This window comes from Xenorhabdus miraniensis (assembly GCF_002632615.1).
Genome location: NZ_NITZ01000001.1, coordinates 43988 through 64108, shown reverse-complemented (window position 1 = coordinate 64108; position 20121 = coordinate 43988). Strand labels below are relative to the sequence as shown.

Sequence of the window (20121 nt, the reverse complement as noted above, 5' to 3'; positions counted from 1 at the left end):
TTCATTGGGATCACAAGGAAAAAGCATGGTGACACTGGAAGATGTGGCCGCTTACTCTGGCGTTTCCCGCGCCACGGTATCACGGGTTGTCAATGGTGATAAAAATGTGAGGGCGACAACGCGCGCCAAAGTAGAAAATGCCATTGTGGCGTTGGGTTACAGTCCCAATCTGGCGGCGCGTGAATTGGCATCCAGTCAGAGCCATACCTTGGGGTTAGTGACCACTTCTTATCGTGGCGGCTTTTTTGGTGCTTTGATGGATAGCATCCAGACGGAAGCCGAATTACACGGCAAGCAGCTTTTGGTTACGCAGGGAAGAAATAGTGCAGAGAATGAATGGCAGGCCATCACCTATCTGCATAGCCTGCGTTGTAATGGATTAATCCTGCATGTACGTGCTATCAGCGATGATAAATTGCGGCAGCTTGCACACGGCGGGCATGCTTTTGTGTTGTTGGATCGGTTGGTATCCGGGTTGGAGCAGCGCTGTGTTGCCTTTGATCATCATAAGGCCGGTTACCTTGCAACCCAAACTTTGCTTGAATACGGGCATACCCGCATAGCTTGTGTCAGTGGCCCTTTGATACGTTATCCAAGCCTACAGCGTCGTCAGGGGTTTTTGGATGCTATGCAGGACGCAGGATTACAACCGATCGCGAGTCTGGAGGGAGAGTATGATTTGCAAAGTGGTTATCGGCAAATCCGCGCGATTTTGGCAACATCACGGCCTGATGCGCTGTTTTTCTGTAGTGAAGAAATGGCACTCGGCGGATTGTTGGCGATTACGGAGCAAGGTTTGAGCGTTCCTGAGGATATTTCCATTATTTGTTATGACAGCGGTGAACGGGCGGCATTTATTCACCCTGCGTTAACCAGTGTCCATTTTCCTATCACTGATATGGCGCGTTTTGCCACGCGCCTGCTGCTTGAACCTGACACACAACATCCCCTATTTTCGCCTCAGATTATTTATCGGGATTCGCTCAAACACATGTAAAGCATCACAGTTTGGGAAGCCATTGATAAATGAGTGAGAGTGCACCAGCATTTTTCGCTAAAAAGCGTATTGTAATGGTATATAAATGTGTTAAAACCGCGGACTGTTCATTTGTATCTATTCATCTGTACCTATTCATCTGTACGTATCAATAACTGATTGCATTACATTGAAAATGAAGAAAAAACGCCCAGTTTTACAAGATGTTGCAGACCTCGTCGGGGTCACCAAAATGACGGTTAGCCGCTTTTTACGTAATCCGGATCAGGTTTCTGAAGCATTGGGAAAACGAATCGCTGAAGCAGTGGATCAACTGGGTTACATTCCCAATCGTGTGCCGGATATCCTTTCCAATTCCACCAGCCATGCAATAGGCGTTTTACTTCCTTCATTGACGAATCAGGTTTTTTCTGAAGTTATTCGCGGGATTGAGTCCATCACAGATCGCACGGGATATCAGACGATGCTTGCCCACTATGGGTATTCTGCCCAGAAAGAAGAAGAACGTTTACTTTCCCTGCTTTCTTATAATATTGATGGCCTGATTCTGGCAGAACGCACACATACTCCTAAGACGTTGAAAGTGCTGCAAACAGCAGGTATTCCCGTGGTGGAATTAATGGACAGCGTATCGCCTTGCCTTGATATTGCGGTGGGAATCGACAATTTTGAAGCAGCGAGTCAGATGACGCTGGCAATGCTTGAACGTGGTTGCCAGAACGTGGTTTACCTCGGTGCCCGGCAGGATGAGCGGACGCTGATCCGTTTGCAGGGGTTTGAAGCGGCGATGCGAAGTGCAGGGCTTCAGCCAAGAAAAGTCATGACGCCAGTCAGTTCATCCTATTCTTTGGGGGCGGAGCTTTTGCAGGAAACCTGCCAGAAATACCCTGAAGTTGATGGCTTGTTTTGTACGAATGATGATATTGCTATTGGGGCGATTTTCGAGTGCCAGCGTCAGGGAATCAAAGTACCGGAAGAAATTGCTGTAGCCGGTTTTCATGGTCATGATATTGGTCAGGTAATGACACCGAAACTTGCCAGTGTTCTGACTCCCCGTAATTTGATGGGACGCAAGGCGGCAGAAGCCTTGCTCGTTCGTTTGAAAGGGGAGCAGCCGGAACAAACGCTGATTGATGTTGGATTTACGCTTTCATTAGGTGAAAGTGTTTAATTTTTGTAGCTTATTATGCTGTTTTTCCATCTTCAATTGCGATAAGCCTCACATTTTCCTTTTTTGACGATCCTGATTGATTGCTCCCCATCCTAAGCTACTGTTAATGTTACCGGTAATAGTTACCGGTAACATTTTGCAGGTAAGTCACAGAGATCCAGACAGTAAGATCTGCATAAAGGAGTTTGATATGAGCGATACCCAACAGCGAAACCATGTTTTTGTCTTGATGGGGGTATCCGGCAGTGGTAAGTCTGCGGTTGCCAATGGTATTGCCCGTGAATTGGGAGCTGCATTTCTGGATGGGGATTTTCTTCACCCTCGCGCCAATATTATGAAAATGGCACAAGGCCACGCCCTGAATGATGATGATCGCCAGCCGTGGTTGAAGGCACTCAACGACGCTATTTTTGCTATGCAGCGCACCAATCATGTCTCCTTGCTTGTGTGCTCTGCTTTGAAAAAAAGCTATCGGGATATGCTGCGTGATGGCAACAAAAACCTGTCATTCCTCTATATGAAAGGGGATTTTGATTTAATCGAAAGCCGCCTGAAAGCACGCAAAGGACATTTCTTCAAGCCACAAATGTTGATTTCACAATTTGAAACCCTGGAAGAGCCGACCAGCGATGAAACAGATGTCCATCAGATTGATATCAAACCTGCTCTTGATGAAGTGATCAAAAACACCATGCAATCTATCGAGCGCACAATAAAAACTACTGACCGTATTAGCAAGGGACATTCATGAGTACATTAACTCTGGTTATGACGGCCGTCGGTTCTGTTCTTCTATTATTATTTCTGGTGATGAAAGCCAGAATGCACGCTTTTATTGCCCTGATGCTGGTTTCAATGGGGGCGGGAATTTTTTCCGGGATGCCATTGGAAAAAATCACCCAGACCATGCAAAACGGCATGGCGGGCACGTTGGGGTTCCTCGCTGTTGTTGTGGCATTGGGCGCGATGTTTGGCAAGATCCTGCATGAAACAGGGGCGCTCGACCAGATAGCGGTGAAACTGCTAGGTCGTTTTGGTGAAAAGCGGGCAAATTACGCATTGGGTATTGCCGGGCTTATCTGTGCATTGCCACTGTTTTTTGATGTGGCGGTCGTTCTGTTGATTGGCGTGGTGTTTGCTGTTGCCCGTCGTACGAATGGTAATGTGGTGAGACTGGCGCTTCCTCTGTTTGCTGGTGTAGCCGCCGCTGCTGCGTTTTTGGTGCCGGGCCCAACGCCTATGCTGCTGGCTTCCCAAATGGGAGCAGATTTTGGCTGGATGATCCTGATTGGCCTGAGCGCTGCGATCCCCGGTATGTTACTGGCTGGCCCGATATACGGTAATGTTATCAGCAAATATGTCACGCTGGATTTACCCAAAGATCTGAGCACGCCTAGCATTGGTAAAAGCCAAATGCCTTCCTTTGGTTTCAGTCTGGCGCTGGTGTTGTTCCCTCTGATATTGGTTGGTTTGAAAACCATCGGTGCGCGTTTTGTTGATCAGCAATCTACGCTATACCAATGGCTGGAATTCATTGGTCACCCTTTCACTGCAATTTTGATTGCCTGTTTGGTGGCGATTTATGGTCTGGCAATTCGTCGGGGCATGAGTAAAGACAAAGTGATGGATGTCTGTTCCGCTGCGATTCAACCTGCGGGGATTATCCTGCTGGTGACAGGTGCGGGTGGTGTGTTCAAACAAATTTTGGTGGATTCCGGCGTTGGGCCTGCATTGGGGAATGCGTTGGTCGGTGCTGGTCTGCCTATCGCGTTGGCATGTTTTATTCTGGCAGGGGCTGTGCGTGTGATTCAGGGTTCGGCCACTGTGGCGTGTTTGACTACAGTAGGATTAGTTATGCCAGTGATTGGTGAATTGGGGTATTCCGGTGCACAAATGGCGGCGTTGTCAGTATGTATTGCCGGTGGTTCTTTGATTCTTAGCCATGTGAATGATTCCGGCTTCTGGCTATTCGGTAAATTCACCGGCGCGACAGAATCTCAGACCCTGAAAACGTGGACGATGATGGAAACCATTCTCGGCACAACCGGCGCAGTTGTTGGCATGATCTATTTCGTCATACTGTAATGTGCTGACGTTTTTTTAGATATTTCTGACGGCACCTTATGATGGATTAAGGTGCCGTTTTTACTCTGTTCCAGTGTTATCCGCGTTTGTCAGCCGCTAAATAAACCTCATTCCCTGTTCGTTTACCAATAGCAATCACTAATAAAACAATGACGTTGTCATTGACTTCGTATACTAATCGATAGCCAGAAGAACGTAATTTGATTTTGTAGCGATTGCTGCGACCGCTCAATCTGGCCGCAGGAACATGGGGATTTTCTAAACGTTCGGTCAATTTCTTTTTGAACTGTTCACGAATGGGATGCCCCAGTTTTCCCCATTCTTTTAGCGCCCGTTTTTCAAATTTGAGACTATAAGTCATCGAGATTGACGCTTACGAATTCAGGGGTTTTCATGCGTTCATCTGCAATATGATTTAATTCGGCATCTTCCGCAAGTTCCAGATAATACGCATAAAGCTCTGGAGGAACACAATAGAATGCAGGTTCATTGCGGTTTAGGATGGCAACAGCGCCACCTTCACCATCAGCCACTATTCCCATTGGATTGCGTTTCAAATCGGTAATACTGGCTGCTATTGTTGTCAGAATTTGATATGACATATAGCTCTCCTTGTTGAAATTTTATTCAGTATAGCACCTTTAAAAGTATCGTTTAAAGACTCTTTCGACTTGTACGTAAATCATAGGGAACGTTTTATCTCTCAACCAAACCAATAAACTGTTTATAAAGCGCCTCAGCGCTGCGTTCATAACCGGCAGCGGAAAGGTGAACATAATCAGGACGTGCAAGATTTTGCTGTTCCCAGCCTATAATCGAACATGGCCCGCCCATATATTCCCGCCAATCCCAGAACAGGGCGTGCTGTTTTTTGGCAACGGCTTGCTGAACTTGAATAACGCCGTTGAGTAGCGCAGGTTGCTGTTCACTACAGCTTGCCGCAGTTTTATTTTTCAATGAATCATTTGGCCCAATCAGCAGGATAACGGCTTGTGGTATTGCTTTGCGGATCTCTTTGATTTTGGATGTCAGCTCGTTCTGATAAGCAACCAGATCCAGAGAATCATTAAAGGCTTCATTGGTGCCGTAGGCGAGGATCACCAAATCCGGCTTCATTTGAGCCAAGGTATTGATCCATTGAGGTTGCCATTTATCTAACATATTAATGGTCGCGCCATTAATGCCCAATGCCGATAGCATGATGCCGGGGCTTTGGCGTTTTATCAGCCAGCCGCCGATTTTCAATTGTGTATCCTGCGGGTAGAGCGAGATTGGAAACGTGACGCTCTTTTCTGGTGAGAAATGCCATTCACTGTTTGTTGCAGGTAAATCCCATGCTCGCATTGAAGCAAGTTTAGCCTTGATTTGAACCGTTTCATGAGATTGATAGAGGGCGCTTATCCAATATTGATCACGTCTGGCAGGGGATAAATCCAGCCGTAATGTGCTGTTGGAGCTTTCCGGGATGGCGATAAACCCACCCAATGGATAATCTGCTCGATTATCCTTACGGCTGCTTGAAAGCCACCAGCCCGTTTTATCCTCAGTAAACTTTACGATGGCGTTACGCTGCCCGGGAATGCTCATTGGAGGAACAAAACCCGGCCCGGCATCGCCATAGCGATTCTGTAATAAATTGCGCAGCTTGCCCGTAAAAAAATCGGCGGCGGTGTGTGAATCCCCTAATTGTACAAAATGAAGCTGGCGAGTATCGCTGTAACGCAGCTTATCCGCCAGTCGTGCGAAATTGGGATCACCAAAATCCGTCAGTTGTTGCTGGCGGTAGGTCTGCGTGATTTGGTTTTCCGGTGAGGGCTTGGATTTTTTATCGTGGCATGATGACAGGCTCGTAGCGAGCGCGATAACCAGCCCTGCCCCCATTATCCGATAAAACCCACGGAATATGCTAAATGGTTGCATCTTTTTTAACTGGCTCCTGAATAAATGTGATCAATGAAAAGAGATAGTTGGCGATGGTTTGTTGCCCATTTAAACTGAAATGAATACCGTCGCCACTCCGGAGCTTTATTGTGCTGCTGTCATCACCAATATAGTCTGAATAATTATTTGACTTATATTTGAACATATCATTAGCAGCAATATAGATCTCCCCCATTTTGGTTACCTCAGTCTGATACAATTTATTAAGGTAAATCATGCTATTGGAGAGTTTTTTCTGGCGCATATTGGGCGGGCCAACCCAGATGATATTTACCTGATGCTGGCGGGCATCAAGCAAAATAGCGTCAATTCGTTGACGATAAAGGTTTTCCCAATCCTCGCTGGCGAATTTCAAATAAGGGCCTCCACGTTTTGTTGGCATATCCCAAGGGTCATTAGGGCCTAAAAACATGACAACCAATTTAATATCAGGGTTATTTCTCAGGGCATTGCTAATGGTTTTCGGCCAGTCAAAGAACCCGGGATAAGATAATCCGGTACTCTGCTTGCTTAAGTTAATGCTGGAAATACCATATTCCTGATAAAGGCGACGTTTCAAATGTGGCGCAACGCCCTGCATCATTGAATCACCGACAAAGAGCACCTTATCTTTTACGCCGAGATTAACGTGAGTCTTCTGGACAATTTCAATGGCAGGGTTTTGTCCCCGGCTATTTTGGAGCCAGGGTGTCTGAACGAGTTTAATATCCTTTTGCAGTAATGCTGGAAATGCGAAAGAGAGATTCTCGATAGGATGTACATAACCTTCAAGAAAGCGCAGGCCGACTTGAAAATCAGGAGGAAATACGGCTCGGGTGCCATCACTATTCATGGCCTGCGTGTGATTATCTTGATATTTACCAGTTGCATATGCCATGAATGTCTCACCGGCAGCAAGTGAGCCTTGCTGAATATTATTACCTAAATCCCACAATGGCTCACCCTTGAGAGATGCCCAAGGGCTATTGCGGTGATATTTTTGTTGCCAGAAGTTTTCCAACGAACTTTGATTCAGCCAGATGAGCAACAGACTGGTTACGGAAACGACACAAATCACTTGTCCGACTTTTTTAAGATTAGATATAAATTCAGAAGTTGGCATAGATAAATCCTGGCATTCCAGAAGGTGACAATATAAATACCAAAGTAAGGATCAAGGCTAAGGGAATCGGATAATAAACCCAGGAAATCAGGTTATGATTTTTTTCAATTTTATTTCTGAGATTCACCAACCACGGATAGATAATAAATAATCCCCAAAAAGCCATTAATAACGCGCTGCTGGATAGCAGTGCTGTGAAGATATTCCCGGAGAACAATTGATTTAACACAGCTAACGCATCATTAAACGTTGGGCTACGGAAAAAGACCCACGCAAAGCAGACAAAATGGAATGTCACCACGCGGGATAAAAATAATGAAACCGGATTCCTTGCTTGTAACTCGTTATTTTTTTTCGCTGTGGGGAACAGGGCATTTTTAATATTTTGCAAAATTAACCCTAAGCCATGAATCGCTCCCCAGATAATAAAACTGAGACCGGCACCGTGCCATAGACCCGAAATCACCATAGCTATGAACATATTCAGATTCTTGTGGAATGTGCCTTTTTTGTTACCACCCAGTGGAATGTAGACATAATCACGGATGAACGTTGACAGGCTGATATGCCAGCGTCGCCAAAACACCTGTAAATTCTCGGCAAGATAAGGGGCATCGAAATTGCGTGGGACGTTGAAACCTAATAGCAGGGCGATACCAGTGACAAGATCGGTATAACCGGAAAAGTTAAAATAGATATTCCAGGCGTAAGCATAAATTGCCACGAGAATTTGCCCGGCATGATAGCTGGTGGGATCTTCAAAAACGGGATTAACAAAATTCTCAGAGAGCGTTGAACTGAGTAAAAAGAGTTTTGCGATAGCGAGTGCGATCAATAGCAGTGCTCTTAAAGGTTCCAGCATCACTCTGGATGCTGCCTGAATTTGTGGCAGAAAATCTTTGGCCCGATTAATTGGCCCGGCGACGATGCTGGGAAAAAAGCAAAGATACAAAATGACATCGGGCAGTGGAGCGGGAGGCAGTTCCTTCTTGCATACGGATATAACATAACTGACCGAATGGAAAGCATAGAATGACAGCCCTAACGGCATCAGTAATTCCAGTACAGGAAGATCTACGGTCATGCCAATATTGGCTAATGATTGCTGAATAGCTTCTTGGAAGAAAGAGTAATATTTGAAGGCAATGAAACAGCCGAGAATACCGAATGTCAGCAGAGTGAATATGACTTTATTGGATAAATAACGACTGAGAATATTCGCCAAGAGATAAATAAATAGGGTATAGGTGAATAAAATGTAGGCGAAGTTTGCTGAAAAAGAGAATACAAATAAATAACTAACTAAAATTAATAAGCCATTCTGTAGCTTGGGGGCCTTCTGCAAAAGCCAATAGACAACAAGCAGAATAACAAACGATCCAAGAAACTCAAAAGAAAAAAAATTCATATTAGGCTCTGGCTAACCATTTATCGTTGGGAGAAGGTATATAATTGTGGGGCACATTATAGTATGGAATTTATCTATGTTTACATAGGTAATATAGAAGAGGCTTATAAAAAAAGAATCCACTTTGCAATTAATACAAAATGGATTATTGAGAGATTATTGTACTGGCTATTCCCTGGCCTTTTTGTTTATTTAGCCGTATGTTTATTGGATAGAGAATTCCTGTACCTGTGAAATCAACTGCTTATTGACATTAAATACCTGATGCAGATAGCGATTGTAGCCAGCACCCAGTTCGGAATAACCATTAAGGTTATCGATAAGTTTGCTGGTATTCAGTGGCTTCTGCGCTGTCCTTTGGTTTGCACGCGAAGAACGCAGTGACTCATAGGCACGGTGCGTGTTCAGGTTTTTCATATAGGCAACGACAGAATCATCAATGGTATGGTAAACAGAATAACCTTTGACTTTTCCTTTCGTTTTACCACAAGAGCTACAGCGCATACCAAACAAGTTATTGTTTTTCTGGGCAAGCTCTGACGTTCCCCAGCCGGATTCTGCTGCTGCCTGAGTGGCGACAAAATGGGTCGGTATAATATCAACCCGGCTGAGTAGTTGATTCCAACTGACCCGTCTTGGTGAGTTGCAGGTCATTTTGTAATCCATGCAGATATTTTTTAATCGATTGATATCCTGTACAGACCAGTTACGTGTTTTCTGATATGACAGGAGCCATTTACGATCCTGCATAATCTTTTGATTATGCTTGTCAATTACAGGGACAACAACATTTAAAAACGCTTTCTTCCGGGGTGTACCTGAAGGGTATTTTCGCAAATCAGGCAAGTTTGACTGAATGCCATTGTGAGAATACTCTTCCTTTTTCGAGGTACTGGTCGAGGCATAGCTCAGACCGGTAAAGACTAATGAGATAAAGAAAGCGAAGACCGCAGTTGTCCTCATCGTTCGAGAGGGCATTTGCTTCTCCTCGTTTTATTACTCTGGATAAAAAACAAACGAATATTAGCAGAGCAAACAATATCTGGCTACTGTTATTCGTCCTTCATAAGTTTCGTTTCTGTAACGAATATTAGCACCCTACTGACAAATATCTATATTTTTTACGTTGTATAGTAAATAAGTGTAATGATTATTATGATTTTATCTGGTGGATAGTATGGGGTATTTAATGTTTATCTGTAATTATGGGGGAGTTTGACTTTACGGGGTTTTTTATTACTTTTTGTTTTTAAAGTATTATATTATTAATTTAATAGATTGATGACAGGGTGGTTTTGTTAATTTTGTTATTGTGTGAATCGTAATTTAAATCAGTAAAAATTTATTATTAACTTTTCTGGTTTATTTATTGTTAATTACCATAGCTGTCATTTTCAAAAGTCGGCTGCACTAAACGTGATTATGCTCGGTACTCGTGTGCACCAAAACCCAGAACTACACGGAATGATTGCTAACTTAGCTCTGGCAATTCAGTGTAGTCGAGTTCTGACAGGATGTGCAGTTTTGTCTAAAAATGACTTTAATGAGGTCAAAACAGTTACGTTAGATTATCTCGCGTCCATCCAGATGATTAGCAGGCACCATGCGCTTGTGTAGTACGCCAAATATAACCAGTTGCCGCTCGTGGATCATGTAATAAATGACATGACTGGCATGGGGAAAGCTCAACACTCCCGCACCAACGTCCGTCCTGAATCTCCCCAGAGAAGGGGTGACAGACAACAAACGAAAAGTTTGTTGAAGTTCGGACAGGTATTTTTTTGATTGTACCTTACCCCATTGCTTCACGGTAAAACGGCGAATTTCAATGAGGTCGGACTGGGCATCTGGGGTTAAGCGATAGTTTTGTCTAGTCATTCGTCGTTAATTATCCCTGGGAACATCGATGCTGCCTTCAATAATATCTGTATGGTTGGCAGATGTTCTAGTCGTAATGACCTGAGTTCAGTTCATTAAAAAAAGCTTCGCCATCAACGATGTTACCAGCTTCGATATCAATGCTGGCCTGAGCCGCCCTTGACTGCAATAATTTTAATCTGAGTACTTCAATACCTTCGTACTCATCCATTGAGATAACCACAGCCACGGGTTTTCCATTTTTATTTATTTGGATTGGGGCGCGTTGTGCTTTAAGTAGCATGTCGCCAAATTGAGTTTTGGCTTCATTGGCAGAAAGAGCATCCATTAGAGTTCCCTCGTTGAATGATGGTTCGATTTAATCAATATAAACGAATCGAACGATTAGGTCAATTTTTACTCTATCAAAAAGTATTGTCATTTTCAAAAGACGACTGCACCAATTGATAGGGTTTAAAACCGAGTGTGCATATGACTTCTGACAAAATAATTTCAGAAGTCGGCTGCACTAAACGTGATTATGCTCGGTACTCGTGTGCACCAAAACCCAGAACTACACGGAATGATTGCTAACTTAGCTCTGGCAATCGAGTGCAGACGACTTTTAACATTCCGTGCAATCGTCTCCTGAAAATGACAATAGTTGGTTGAAAAATGTTTTTGGTTTTTATTTGAAATTAAACCAATTACTTATTTGCTGAAATCAAGTGAAATACCCAATTTCATATCTGGTTAAAAAACGCGATGCTTATCAGAAAAGAATTAGGGAGCCGCAGCTCCCTAATTGTGCATGATGGAAAATCAACGAAATATTACAGCCATTTAGAAACTCCGCCGTGACGAGAACATGCTCCTTTACGAGATTTACTCTTGCTATAAGTTCCGTCTTTACAAAGAGCCGTATTGGCACCTTTTTTCACAGATTTATTTTTCTTCTTAGAAGCTTTTTGGCTTTTTGCTTTTTTGGTGACTTTCTTTTCTGGTGAATTAACTTTATTTTTAGCTGCTTTCACATTATGTTCTACTGCCGTTGCTGTTTTTGACGCAGTTTCGGCTGAGGTTGATACTGTAGGCGCTGCAAGTGCGGCACTTGAAAACAACACCAGTAATGCTGCAACTGATAACTTCAAGCTTTTCATCATATATGTCCTCTGATTAGAGTCCTTACAACCCGAAATATACTCTTGCAGTTTGGAGTATAGTTTTGAATGTTATGATTGCAAATTTAACATAGGGAATATTTATATTTTTATATATGGGCGGTTTATGTTTTCTTTTAGGAACAAATGATTATATATATGTGATATTGGGTTTATATGTTTATTTTTAATTAGCTAATCTATTTTATAGGTAATTAATGGTATTTAATCTGCAAGGTTTTGATGTGAAAAAATAACACGAAAAATGAGGAGAATGGCGGGGTTATTGTTAATGTTTCATCCGCTGCTTCCAGACTGGGGGCTCCTCATGAATATGTTGATTATGCGGCATCGAAAGGTGCCGTTGATACGATGACAATTGGCTTGGCGCAAGAAGTGGCTGCACAAGGGATTAGGGTAAATGCCGTGCGTCCTGGGTTCATTTATACCGAAATACATGCGGATGGTGGGGAACCTGAGAGGGTTGATCGCATCAAAGATTCTTTGCCCATGAAACGGGGTGGACAGCCGGAAGAAGTTGCTCAGGCCATTGCGTGGTTGCTGTCTGATGAATCATCGTATGTTACAGGCAATTTCATTGACTTAGCAGGTGGCAAATAGGCTGATGGAATTTGAAATGAGGCTCTGGGTAAGATGGCCTGAAATATTCGTATAGAAATATTAAAAGCCGGAATTCTTCTTAATATTTCCGGCTAATTGATAGAAGGTAATTTTTTAGTGTCAATGGTTTTAAGCCAACATTTCCATCAACTTAGGTTTAAGAATAATTTTGCCAGGTTCCATCTCAATATTAATGGGTTGTTCTATTAACTTACTGATTGTCAGCCAATCTCCTGCAATATAAAGCTCACCATTTTCACGGATATTGTCGATCCCTTCATATGGATTAGTTTCCACTTCGTTGATCAAACTCGCCAGATCTGCATTGGGATCAATAAGAGAGATGATGATTCCATTGGAAAATTGGGAGATATGAAATAACTCATTCGCGGTAAATCCAGCATCGCTGAGTGCACTGCCATTCAGGATTAATTCTGGGATATCAATGTCAGTATGGCGAAATGAAACATGAAGGCTCATTTGTACGTTCCTTGTGTTATTGGGATATATTACGATACTTTATCAGCACTTCGCCCGCACTGCACCGCGAATTCATACGTGTTTTCATTTGTATCGCATTCTTGGTTAATGATTGATACCTACCCTAGCGTTTAGTTGACTAATATGCTATCGACAATGTTGCTCTTTGCGAAGCGACTCGCAAAAAATCACTGGATATTTATCCATTTTCAAATGCTTTGTTAGCATTCAACCACACAATCATTCTGATATGATTGTCATATTTATGAAATAAATTTTTCATATAATTGTCATTGGCGATTTTTCTCCCGTTACATTTTTTACATGCTAATACGAATGAAGGTCGGGAACAGGAGGCTATCTCTTCAAATTGTGATCTGGAAATAAATAATGATCTGGAGATAAATAGTGATCTGGAAATAAATAGTGGTCTGGAAATAAATAGTGGTCTCAGGTGGAAAGTTTTTTAATGTGTTATCTTAGCCCTTATTGAGACAGTTCCTTAGTGGCTGATAATAAAAAATATAAATTATCTTTATGGAATGTTTATTATTGATAACGATTTTATATTTGTTTGTTATGGAAGAGAAAATGAAACTGGATTTATATAAAAATAACCATATGGTTTACTATGTATTTCTAATACCTGTATTCATGATTGTGTTTTATCGAGTTATATATAATAGTTTTTTATTTTTTAAGTCAATGATTCCTTCTACCACAGTGAGTAATACATTATGCTAAAACGTAAATATTTAACTCAATCCGAAATTGAGCAATTGCTGGCTGAATTAGAAAAAGGGGCAAATGCAGAGCGTAATATCTGTATGCTTTTTATGGGGTTTCTCCATGGCTTTCGCGTTTCTGAGTTACTTGGGCTACGTATGTCTGATGTGGATCTGCGTGACCGGAGTTTGAGTGTTAATCGCTTGAAAAATGGTTTTTCCACAATCCATCCCATGATCTCGCGTGAAATTCAATTATTGCGTAAGTGGCTGACTATCCGTAAGAAATATGAAAAATTCGGCAAGAGTGAATGGCTGTTTATTTCCCGCACTGGCGAGCCTTTATCGCGGCAGCAGTTCTATAAAATCATCAGGAACACAAGTATCAAGGCAGAAATTGCGATTTGCGCGAATCCGCACATGTTGCGTCATTCGTGTGGTTATGCGTTAGCGGATAACGGAGTCGATACTCGATTGATTCAAGACTATTTAGGTCATCGTAATATTCGCCATACCGTCAGGTATACCGCGAGTAATGCGGGTCGCTTTGATGGAATTTGGAGGCAGAGAGGGAAAAGAAAAAGGGTTACATTTAGTACCAAACTGTTAACCCAGGATGATTAAACTTAGTTTGAATATTATTTTGGTTTATTACTCCAACATCAATGGAGGTTTTAATTTATACAGCTTTCGATGTCGAGCAATTTAAACTTTTGTTCAACGTGATAGCAAAAAAGGAATATTTTGATAAGGGAAAAACAAAGTGTGGGGTTAGGATAGGAGGGAAATTTTTTAAGCTTGAATCAAAGAGTTATTTTGATTCTTGCGAAAGACGTGAAGATAAATAGTGTTGAAAAAGTGGGAAAATTTATTGGTTAACAGTTTGGTACTAAATGTTAACCATTTGGCAGTTTCTTGTCTTATATTTTCCGGTTAATATTTAAACAATCACTACCTCCCAAAGAAGTAGTTGAAGGATGATAATGAAAAAAGCCATTCCTGTTCAGGAATGGCTTAGATTTTTGAAACCTTAATCTTTTTCTATTTATTAACAATATAAACCTCTGCCTTATAATCCCAGTATGGTTTCCGCTACACAGGCATATTGATTATTCATATTCACTTTAGGGGGAGTAAAACAATCTTCCAAAAACCAGTCTGCGGGAGTTTCCAGGGCAATAGCAATAGCGACCAAATGCTCCAGACTGATTTTATTGGTTCCTCGCTCATAACGTGACAATTGCTGATGGCTAACTCCAATTTTGTCTGCCAGCTCTGCTGCTGTCACTCCAATTTCTTTCCTTTTCATTTGGATTCTTTTTCCTACCAGCATACTGACGTGCATGATATCTTTGCTCTCAATTTATAAATAAGTTAAATAAACGACTGCGGTGCCTTCATATTTACCGGCTTCTGGTGGAGTGATTGTGTGCAGTGTTGATTTTAGTGTGAAAGGCGATCTTTCATTATTTTTTCTGGCAGTGACCCCAACCCCATTTGCTGCGTTTTGGTCATTAATTTGCAATGTCGCATATACTTGTCTATTGGAATCAAAATAAACTTTAGACTCACCATCGATTGATTTAGCGTGCAACTGTATTTTGCTACTGGGCAGAGCACATTGAAGGTAACCATTAATTGTTCGGCTGGCATTATTCACTTCTGAAGCAATTAATTCTCCGTATGCAATTTCAGAAGGTAGATAAATTTCACAAAATTGACGCGGAGGCGGCATTTTATTGCAAGTGGAATTCGGGAATTTTGCAGCATGACCATATCCAGGGGATGTCTGCGCCGCATAAAACAAACCTACACATTCTGAATCTGCGGTCATAATGTCGAATGTAACCCGTTTAGGAATTCCAAATTTCTTTTTATAAGCTCGCATAACATCAGCTGTTGTCGGATATTTTTGTGCATCTGTCAGGCATACCCCGGCAATGTCGCAAGAACCGTACATACCCGGCTGATGATTACTATACTGTACATCAGGGCCAACAAGGCATCTTCCCCATCGATAACAAGGATTCGGGATACCCTCTTCCTCTGTCCATTCAATAATTTCCATGGTTGTGGTAGCTTGAGTACCCTTTGGTACCGTATTCACCGGCATCACATAAGCCCCACCATAGACATGTGTGGCACTTAATAAAAACAGCAAGGCCGCTAGTTTCAACAACGATTTTTTAATATGGCGCATAGCTTATTTTCCAAATAGCATCTGATTCTGACTAAAGATCGTGGATGAAAAACCAGTCAGCATGACTAGTCGTAGTTAACTTCAAAAGCCGCGATGGCAGTAAATCGACCAATACCAATCTTTTTCTCCTGAAGAGCGCTAGGTTCAGCCTGTATATATGCCCGGAATGGGATCACATTATTTCTGCTATCAGCTAATAACGGGAATTCACTGGTTTTATTAAACGGTATCGGTGTACCATCGGTTGTTTCCATTCCAATAGCGACTCCCCCCTTACCAGCGGTAGATCTAATTGCTAACAATCCCGGCAATTCTTTGCTGGATTCTCCTGCGAACTTAATTTTTAGGCGTTTTGTGACACGAGGATCACAATTCTCCAGACGAAGATTAAACCGTTGGTTTTCTGTACGGTGTTTCTGATAAAGATCCCTGTTAGAAATATTTCCGAAATCTACTTCTATATTTTGATCTTCTGTCTTAATCGAACAAGTCGGAGCAAGTACAGTGAACGTAATTTTGACATCTTGGCGCAGGTTATCTTGTGCATACGCAATTGGCTGGCTGTTAATGCCCAAAAGAAACAACCCTGTCAGTACATATTTGGATAATTTGATGCTTAACGGACTCATTATTATTACCCTACATTTAGCCAATTATTTATCGAAAGAAATTTATCTCGTTCCGGCTAGTTCTGTATTGATGCCCACCAATGTCGTCGCTATTTACTATTGATGGGACATCACCTATACAACTTAATTTAATCAGCTTCCTTCAGTGACGATTTTTTTCACCGCACAGGTATTGCCACTACAATTAAATGTTAACTGTGGATGACCACCATAATCATTGACATAGGTCAGTACCGGCGTATTTCCCAATAAACTGATTGTTCCACCCAGTTTTTCGCTGCTTCTGGGCGCTAACATAACAGGCTGAAAACCCTCTACACTCTTACCATCCAATTTGTTCGATGCTTCTGAAATAGTGATGTAATAAGGTGTCGGGTTATTCACTAAATACTGATTTCCTTCACGGGTTAGAGTGAGTTTTTCCTGCCACGGGTTATCAATATCAATACGACGTGCGATGACAGATTCAGGACGGTAGAACAATTTGATGCGCGTCTGTACCGCAAGTTGCAATACATTAGGCTTCTCACTGCGTGGTGGAATTTCGCGAACATTGAAATAGAACAAACTCTCTCTATCTTGTGGCAGTTGAGCGATTGTCGGCAATGTTTGAATCTTAACCTGACTCTTTGATCCCGCTTCAATACGCTGTACAGGCGGAACAACGACAAGCGGGCCATTGCTCTTATTTCCCTTTTCGTCTTCAATCCATGACTGTGCCAAATAAGGCAAATCAAGATGTTGATTTTCGATGTTAAGGCTAACGGATTTCATATCCCCATTAAAAATGACTCGGGTACGATCCAACGTTATTGCTGCCATTGCCTGATGAACTGACATCAAACCAATCAGTGTCATGGCAGTTATCATTAGAATTTTTTTCAGTTTCATAGTGTCATTTGCTCATGCTCAAAAGAAGCTCAGGTTTATACTGCTGTGCTAACCAAAGGCAGCACTTCCCGCGTCAAAAAAGCAATATAATACGCTATTTAAGACAGATTTTACGGACTGTTTCATTACATTTTACTTATCCTCGCCTTTTAAAAACTGACAAGGTAACAAAATTGCAGATAAAGATTCTGCGGCAATATCATCTGGTACGGTAATCTCACACTGGGCACGCCCATTCCAATGTACTGTCAATTTTTCACCCTGATTAATGCCGCTCAGGTAAGCGTATCCATCATCACTGACAATGCCGATTTCACGCTGAGCGGCATTCAAGACAGAGGCACCAAAAGGCGGGAATGAACCGTCAGGCTGCTGGATAATCGTCATCGCTTTAATCCCTGACACAACCTGGAATTTGCGATAACCAATCGCACCTTCTGTCAATGTTGCCTGCTGGACAGAGCGCAGTGCCTCTACATCATCTGGCAAGTTATCTAAGTCAATATTTGCCGTATTACGGTAATAGTTGTTCACATCAACCAGCACTGCTTTACCAAAATAGTTGGTATAAACGGCCGAACCGAATCCTCGGATAGGTACATTGCTGACACCTTCTGCATCTACCATTAGACGCGTTGCACCCGGCATGTTAATACGGTGCAGTGCGGCCCCATTTGCGGTTACAGTCACCCCACCTTGCAAGCCAAGTGCGGCCGTGGTATTGCCACCATCCTGATAACTGGCGCTGGCAGTCAACAGTGCCTTGTCACCATAGTGAGTGTAATAACCATCCGCTAATGCTCTGCCGCTCATATTGGTACCCGCTGAAATACGGTAGTTATTGCGATCATCAATGCGGCCATAGTAGCCAGCCATATGAGAGTTGCCTTGACGGTTAAGCATTCCGCTATAACTGAAAGTGCCACTATCTCCCCACGGAACGGAAAGATTCAGGTACATGCCGTCATCTTTTTTATTGTCAAAATTGTTGCGGTAGGCTGATAGGCTGACACTGATATTTTTATAACGTCCAATATCTACGTATTTGGATAAGGAGACGTTATAACGATCATTTGTTGGCCTATTCCAGTAGGTTTGATGGCTATAGTTAAGGTGTGCACTCAGACCGATATCTATAAATTGTTTATTGAAAATAATGGTATACAGCTCTTTGCCACTATCAGAAGAAACATTACGATAGCGGCGATCAATATACTGCCCCATATTCATGAAATTACGTTCAGAGAAACGATATCCGGCAAATGTCACCTGGCTGTTGTATTGATCAAAACGTTTCGAATAACTGAGACGATAAGAGCCGCCCGTCAGCGTCTTATGCTCTCCCGGTAATCTCGCCCTTGATTCCGTCACGTCAAAAGACAGCGCACCAAACATCATCAAGTCACGGCCGACCCCCAATGACAAGGCGTTATAGTCCCCCGCCGCCAAAAGGCCGCCATACAGTGACCAACCGTTGTTAATTCCCCAGGAAAATTCCCCCAGACCAAACGCTGGCCCTTCACGACGGTGCTTATCATTAGTCGATTGACCACCAACTAATTTGTACTGCACGCGTCCGGGGCGTGTCAGGTAGGGAATAGTTGCTGTGTTGACCTGAAATTGCTGGATGCTGCCGTCCTGCTCTTCAACTCTGACATCCAGCGTTCCTGACACAGCATCACGCAGATCCTGAATACGGAATGGGCCAGAAGCGACCTGAGTTTCATATAATACTCTTCCCAGTTGGCTAATCGTCACCTTGGCATTAGTCCGCGCCACACCTGTGACTTCAGGCGCATATCCGCGCAAATTCGGTGGCAGCATATTTTCATCTGTCACCAAACTGATACCTGTATAGCGGAAGCTATCGAAAATGTTGGAATTGAGATAATCCTCACCCAGTGTTAATTTCGCTTCCAAACGAGGGAGTGCACGATACGCGTAATAACGGCTCCAATCCCACTCACGCTCGCTTCCCGTAGAATTATTCCGACCAGAGCTATTCCCATTAAAGCGATTCGATTTATCATCCTCGGTTTTAAAACGGTTATATCTGGCCTGCCAGTCAGCGCGAAAACGCCATGCGCCGGCATTCATACCCGCGGTTCCGATAGCGCTTACCTGTTGGTTACTGCTGCCATGGTTAGGTTTGGATGTTTGTGCGTTAAGGTTATAGTCAAATAGCAATCCGGGGATCCCATTATCCCAACGGGAAGGTGGATCCCAGTCCTGTAAATCATATTCCAAATAGATTTTAGGGATGATTAAATACAGCGTGTAAGTGGCTAAATCACCTCTGGCCGATACGCCCGGCAGGGTATTGAGATCGAGACATTTCCCTTCATTCTGCCAACCCAATTTTTCTACCCACTCCGGTTTCAGTGCGATTTGTTTCACTAATTCGGGGGATATACAGGCTTCACTGCTTTTCGGGTCATCAGGTGGTGCAATGAAATCGATAGGATACATCTCCGGAAATTCATTTTTATTCACCCGGACACCCATTATATAGTTACCCGGCATGATATAACCTGCGCGTGCGAACTTATCCAAATCAATATTGGCACGTTCACCGATATCCAGCGCATCGGTATTAAATTCAATTGCTGGCTTAGAATAACCTGCCTGAATACCCGATACTGCAAACAGTACCAGAGCAGAAAGAGGTTTGATTCCGTAGAGTAAATAGCCTGTTTTTATTTTATTAACTATCTTCTTTTTATTAACCAATCTGTTTTTATTAAAGGTGTTTTTTCTATTACTGTTCGTTTTTTTATTAAAAGATGAAGAATCATGATTCATAGAATCTGAAAACAAAGCCATAGCATCCTCTAAACAATGAATCGTTAATAAT

The 20121-nt window shown here is 42.6% G+C and carries 20 protein-coding genes and 1 pseudogene; 6 read left to right on the top strand and 15 right to left on the bottom strand.

Annotation, left to right across the window (positions count from 1 at the left end):
- Positions 1–25: 25 nt before the first annotated feature.
- The 4 genes from Xmir_RS00260 to gntU all read left to right on the top strand — a co-directional run bounded on the left by Xmir_RS00260 (position 26) and on the right by gntU (position 4253).
- Positions 26–997, top strand: coding sequence for a LacI family DNA-binding transcriptional regulator (locus Xmir_RS00260; RefSeq protein ID WP_099112507.1), 972 nt, complete (start codon positions 26–28; stop codon positions 995–997).
- A gap of 175 nt (positions 998–1172) precedes the next feature.
- Positions 1173–2168 (top strand): gluconate operon transcriptional repressor GntR, encoded by a 996-nt coding sequence (gene gntR, locus Xmir_RS00255; RefSeq protein ID WP_099112506.1) that lies wholly within the window; start codon positions 1173–1175, stop codon positions 2166–2168.
- 190 nt (positions 2169–2358) lie between these two features.
- Positions 2359–2919 (top strand): gluconokinase, encoded by a 561-nt coding sequence (gene gntK / locus Xmir_RS00250; RefSeq protein ID WP_099112505.1) that lies wholly within the window; start codon positions 2359–2361, stop codon positions 2917–2919.
- Entirely contained in the window at positions 2916–4253 is a 1338-nt protein-coding gene (gene gntU, locus Xmir_RS00245) for a gluconate transporter (protein WP_099112504.1), read from the top strand. The genes gntK and gntU overlap by 4 nt, the downstream gene beginning before the upstream one ends.
- 76 nt (positions 4254–4329) lie before the next feature.
- On the opposite strand, the gene Xmir_RS00240 is transcribed toward gntU, so the two are convergent.
- The 9 genes from Xmir_RS00240 to Xmir_RS00195 form a co-directional block, all read right to left on the bottom strand.
- Positions 4330–4614: a type II toxin-antitoxin system RelE family toxin gene (locus tag Xmir_RS00240; RefSeq protein WP_099112503.1), complete on the bottom strand. Its 285-nt coding sequence runs from the start codon at positions 4612–4614 to the stop codon at positions 4330–4332.
- A complete protein-coding gene (locus Xmir_RS00235; protein ID WP_099112502.1) occupies positions 4604–4855 on the bottom strand; it encodes a type II toxin-antitoxin system Phd/YefM family antitoxin in 252 nt (83 codons plus the stop codon). The genes Xmir_RS00240 and Xmir_RS00235 overlap by 11 nt, the downstream gene beginning before the upstream one ends.
- A gap of 94 nt (positions 4856–4949) precedes the next feature.
- The gene (locus tag Xmir_RS00230) at positions 4950–6173 is read right to left on the bottom strand and encodes an SGNH/GDSL hydrolase family protein (RefSeq protein ID WP_099112501.1); all 1224 of its coding nucleotides are present in this window, start codon (positions 6171–6173) and stop codon (positions 4950–4952) included.
- Positions 6160–7296, bottom strand: coding sequence for an SGNH/GDSL hydrolase family protein (locus tag Xmir_RS00225; protein ID WP_099112500.1), 1137 nt, complete (start codon positions 7294–7296; stop codon positions 6160–6162). The genes Xmir_RS00230 and Xmir_RS00225 overlap by 14 nt, the downstream gene beginning before the upstream one ends.
- Complete coding sequence (locus tag Xmir_RS00220) at positions 7283–8704, bottom strand: MBOAT family O-acyltransferase (RefSeq protein ID WP_099112499.1); 1422 nt, start codon at positions 8702–8704, stop codon at positions 7283–7285. Before Xmir_RS00220 ends, Xmir_RS00225 begins: the two co-directional genes overlap by 14 nt.
- 204 nt (positions 8705–8908) lie before the next feature.
- On the bottom strand, positions 8909–9682 hold the full coding sequence (locus Xmir_RS00215; protein ID WP_099112498.1) for a protein bax: 774 nt from the start codon (positions 9680–9682) through the stop codon (positions 8909–8911).
- Between the two features lie 585 nt (positions 9683–10267).
- Positions 10268–10582 (bottom strand): type II toxin-antitoxin system RelE/ParE family toxin, encoded by a 315-nt coding sequence (locus Xmir_RS00210; protein WP_099112497.1) that lies wholly within the window; start codon positions 10580–10582, stop codon positions 10268–10270.
- Positions 10583–10649: 67 nt separating this feature from the next.
- Entirely contained in the window at positions 10650–10910 is a 261-nt protein-coding gene (locus tag Xmir_RS00205; protein WP_099112496.1) for a type II toxin-antitoxin system Phd/YefM family antitoxin, read from the bottom strand.
- A gap of 484 nt (positions 10911–11394) precedes the next feature.
- A complete protein-coding gene (locus Xmir_RS00195) occupies positions 11395–11724 on the bottom strand; it encodes a DUF3761 domain-containing protein (RefSeq protein WP_244170817.1) in 330 nt (109 codons plus the stop codon).
- Positions 11725–11997: 273 nt separating this feature from the next.
- Between Xmir_RS00195 and Xmir_RS00190 the strand changes: the two are divergent.
- Positions 11998–12342, top strand: a pseudogene (locus tag Xmir_RS00190) (SDR family oxidoreductase); the annotation flags it as partial.
- 129 nt (positions 12343–12471) lie between these two features.
- Here the strand turns inward: Xmir_RS00190 and Xmir_RS00185 are convergent.
- Positions 12472–12822, bottom strand: coding sequence for a SymE family type I addiction module toxin (locus tag Xmir_RS00185; RefSeq protein ID WP_099112495.1), 351 nt, complete (start codon positions 12820–12822; stop codon positions 12472–12474).
- A gap of 737 nt (positions 12823–13559) precedes the next feature.
- Between Xmir_RS00185 and Xmir_RS00180 the strand changes: the two genes are divergently transcribed.
- Positions 13560–14171: a tyrosine-type DNA invertase gene (locus Xmir_RS00180; protein WP_099112494.1), complete on the top strand. Its 612-nt coding sequence runs from the start codon at positions 13560–13562 to the stop codon at positions 14169–14171.
- Between the two features lie 445 nt (positions 14172–14616).
- On the opposite strand, the gene Xmir_RS00170 is transcribed toward Xmir_RS00180, so the two are convergent.
- The 5 genes from Xmir_RS00170 to Xmir_RS00150 all read right to left on the bottom strand — a co-directional run bounded on the left by Xmir_RS00170 (position 14617) and on the right by Xmir_RS00150 (position 20090).
- Positions 14617–14892: a helix-turn-helix domain-containing protein gene (locus Xmir_RS00170; protein ID WP_099112492.1), complete on the bottom strand. Its 276-nt coding sequence runs from the start codon at positions 14890–14892 to the stop codon at positions 14617–14619.
- Between the two features lie 18 nt (positions 14893–14910).
- Complete coding sequence (locus Xmir_RS00165; RefSeq protein ID WP_099112491.1) at positions 14911–15747, bottom strand: MrpH family fimbial adhesin; 837 nt, start codon at positions 15745–15747, stop codon at positions 14911–14913.
- A gap of 65 nt (positions 15748–15812) precedes the next feature.
- Complete coding sequence (locus Xmir_RS00160; RefSeq protein ID WP_099112490.1) at positions 15813–16376, bottom strand: fimbrial protein; 564 nt, start codon at positions 16374–16376, stop codon at positions 15813–15815.
- A gap of 132 nt (positions 16377–16508) precedes the next feature.
- The gene (locus Xmir_RS00155) at positions 16509–17267 is read right to left on the bottom strand and encodes a fimbria/pilus periplasmic chaperone (RefSeq protein ID WP_099112489.1); all 759 of its coding nucleotides are present in this window, start codon (positions 17265–17267) and stop codon (positions 16509–16511) included.
- A gap of 132 nt (positions 17268–17399) precedes the next feature.
- The gene (locus Xmir_RS00150) at positions 17400–20090 is read right to left on the bottom strand and encodes an outer membrane usher protein (RefSeq protein ID WP_244170816.1); all 2691 of its coding nucleotides are present in this window, start codon (positions 20088–20090) and stop codon (positions 17400–17402) included.
- Positions 20091–20121: the final 31 nt, after the last annotated feature.

Coding starts and splice junctions, on each gene's coding strand:
- Xmir_RS00210 (WP_099112497.1), bottom strand. CDS start 10,582: ATGACTAGACAAAACTATCGCTTAACCCCAGATGCCCAGTCCGACCTC.
- gntK (WP_099112505.1), top strand. CDS start 2,359: ATGAGCGATACCCAACAGCGAAACCATGTTTTTGTCTTGATGGGGGTA.
- Xmir_RS00170 (WP_099112492.1), bottom strand. CDS start 14,892: ATGCACGTCAGTATGCTGGTAGGAAAAAGAATCCAAATGAAAAGGAAA.
- Xmir_RS00220 (WP_099112499.1), bottom strand. CDS start 8,704: ATGAATTTTTTTTCTTTTGAGTTTCTTGGATCGTTTGTTATTCTGCTT.
- Xmir_RS00195 (WP_244170817.1), bottom strand. CDS start 11,724: ATGATGAAAAGCTTGAAGTTATCAGTTGCAGCATTACTGGTGTTGTTT.
- Xmir_RS00155 (WP_099112489.1), bottom strand. CDS start 17,267: ATGAAACTGAAAAAAATTCTAATGATAACTGCCATGACACTGATTGGT.
- Xmir_RS00160 (WP_099112490.1), bottom strand. CDS start 16,376: ATGAGTCCGTTAAGCATCAAATTATCCAAATATGTACTGACAGGGTTG.
- Xmir_RS00230 (WP_099112501.1), bottom strand. CDS start 6,173: ATGCAACCATTTAGCATATTCCGTGGGTTTTATCGGATAATGGGGGCA.
- gntU (WP_099112504.1), top strand. CDS start 2,916: ATGAGTACATTAACTCTGGTTATGACGGCCGTCGGTTCTGTTCTTCTA.
- Xmir_RS00180 (WP_099112494.1), top strand. CDS start 13,560: ATGCTAAAACGTAAATATTTAACTCAATCCGAAATTGAGCAATTGCTG.
- Xmir_RS00150 (WP_244170816.1), bottom strand. CDS start 20,090: ATGGCTTTGTTTTCAGATTCTATGAATCATGATTCTTCATCTTTTAAT.
- Xmir_RS00215 (WP_099112498.1), bottom strand. CDS start 9,682: ATGCCCTCTCGAACGATGAGGACAACTGCGGTCTTCGCTTTCTTTATC.
- Xmir_RS00235 (WP_099112502.1), bottom strand. CDS start 4,855: ATGTCATATCAAATTCTGACAACAATAGCAGCCAGTATTACCGATTTG.
- Xmir_RS00165 (WP_099112491.1), bottom strand. CDS start 15,747: ATGCGCCATATTAAAAAATCGTTGTTGAAACTAGCGGCCTTGCTGTTT.
- Xmir_RS00205 (WP_099112496.1), bottom strand. CDS start 10,910: ATGGATGCTCTTTCTGCCAATGAAGCCAAAACTCAATTTGGCGACATG.
- Xmir_RS00260 (WP_099112507.1), top strand. CDS start 26: ATGGTGACACTGGAAGATGTGGCCGCTTACTCTGGCGTTTCCCGCGCC.
- gntR (WP_099112506.1), top strand. CDS start 1,173: ATGAAGAAAAAACGCCCAGTTTTACAAGATGTTGCAGACCTCGTCGGG.
- Xmir_RS00185 (WP_099112495.1), bottom strand. CDS start 12,822: ATGAGCCTTCATGTTTCATTTCGCCATACTGACATTGATATCCCAGAA.
- Xmir_RS00240 (WP_099112503.1), bottom strand. CDS start 4,614: ATGACTTATAGTCTCAAATTTGAAAAACGGGCGCTAAAAGAATGGGGA.
- Xmir_RS00225 (WP_099112500.1), bottom strand. CDS start 7,296: ATGCCAACTTCTGAATTTATATCTAATCTTAAAAAAGTCGGACAAGTG.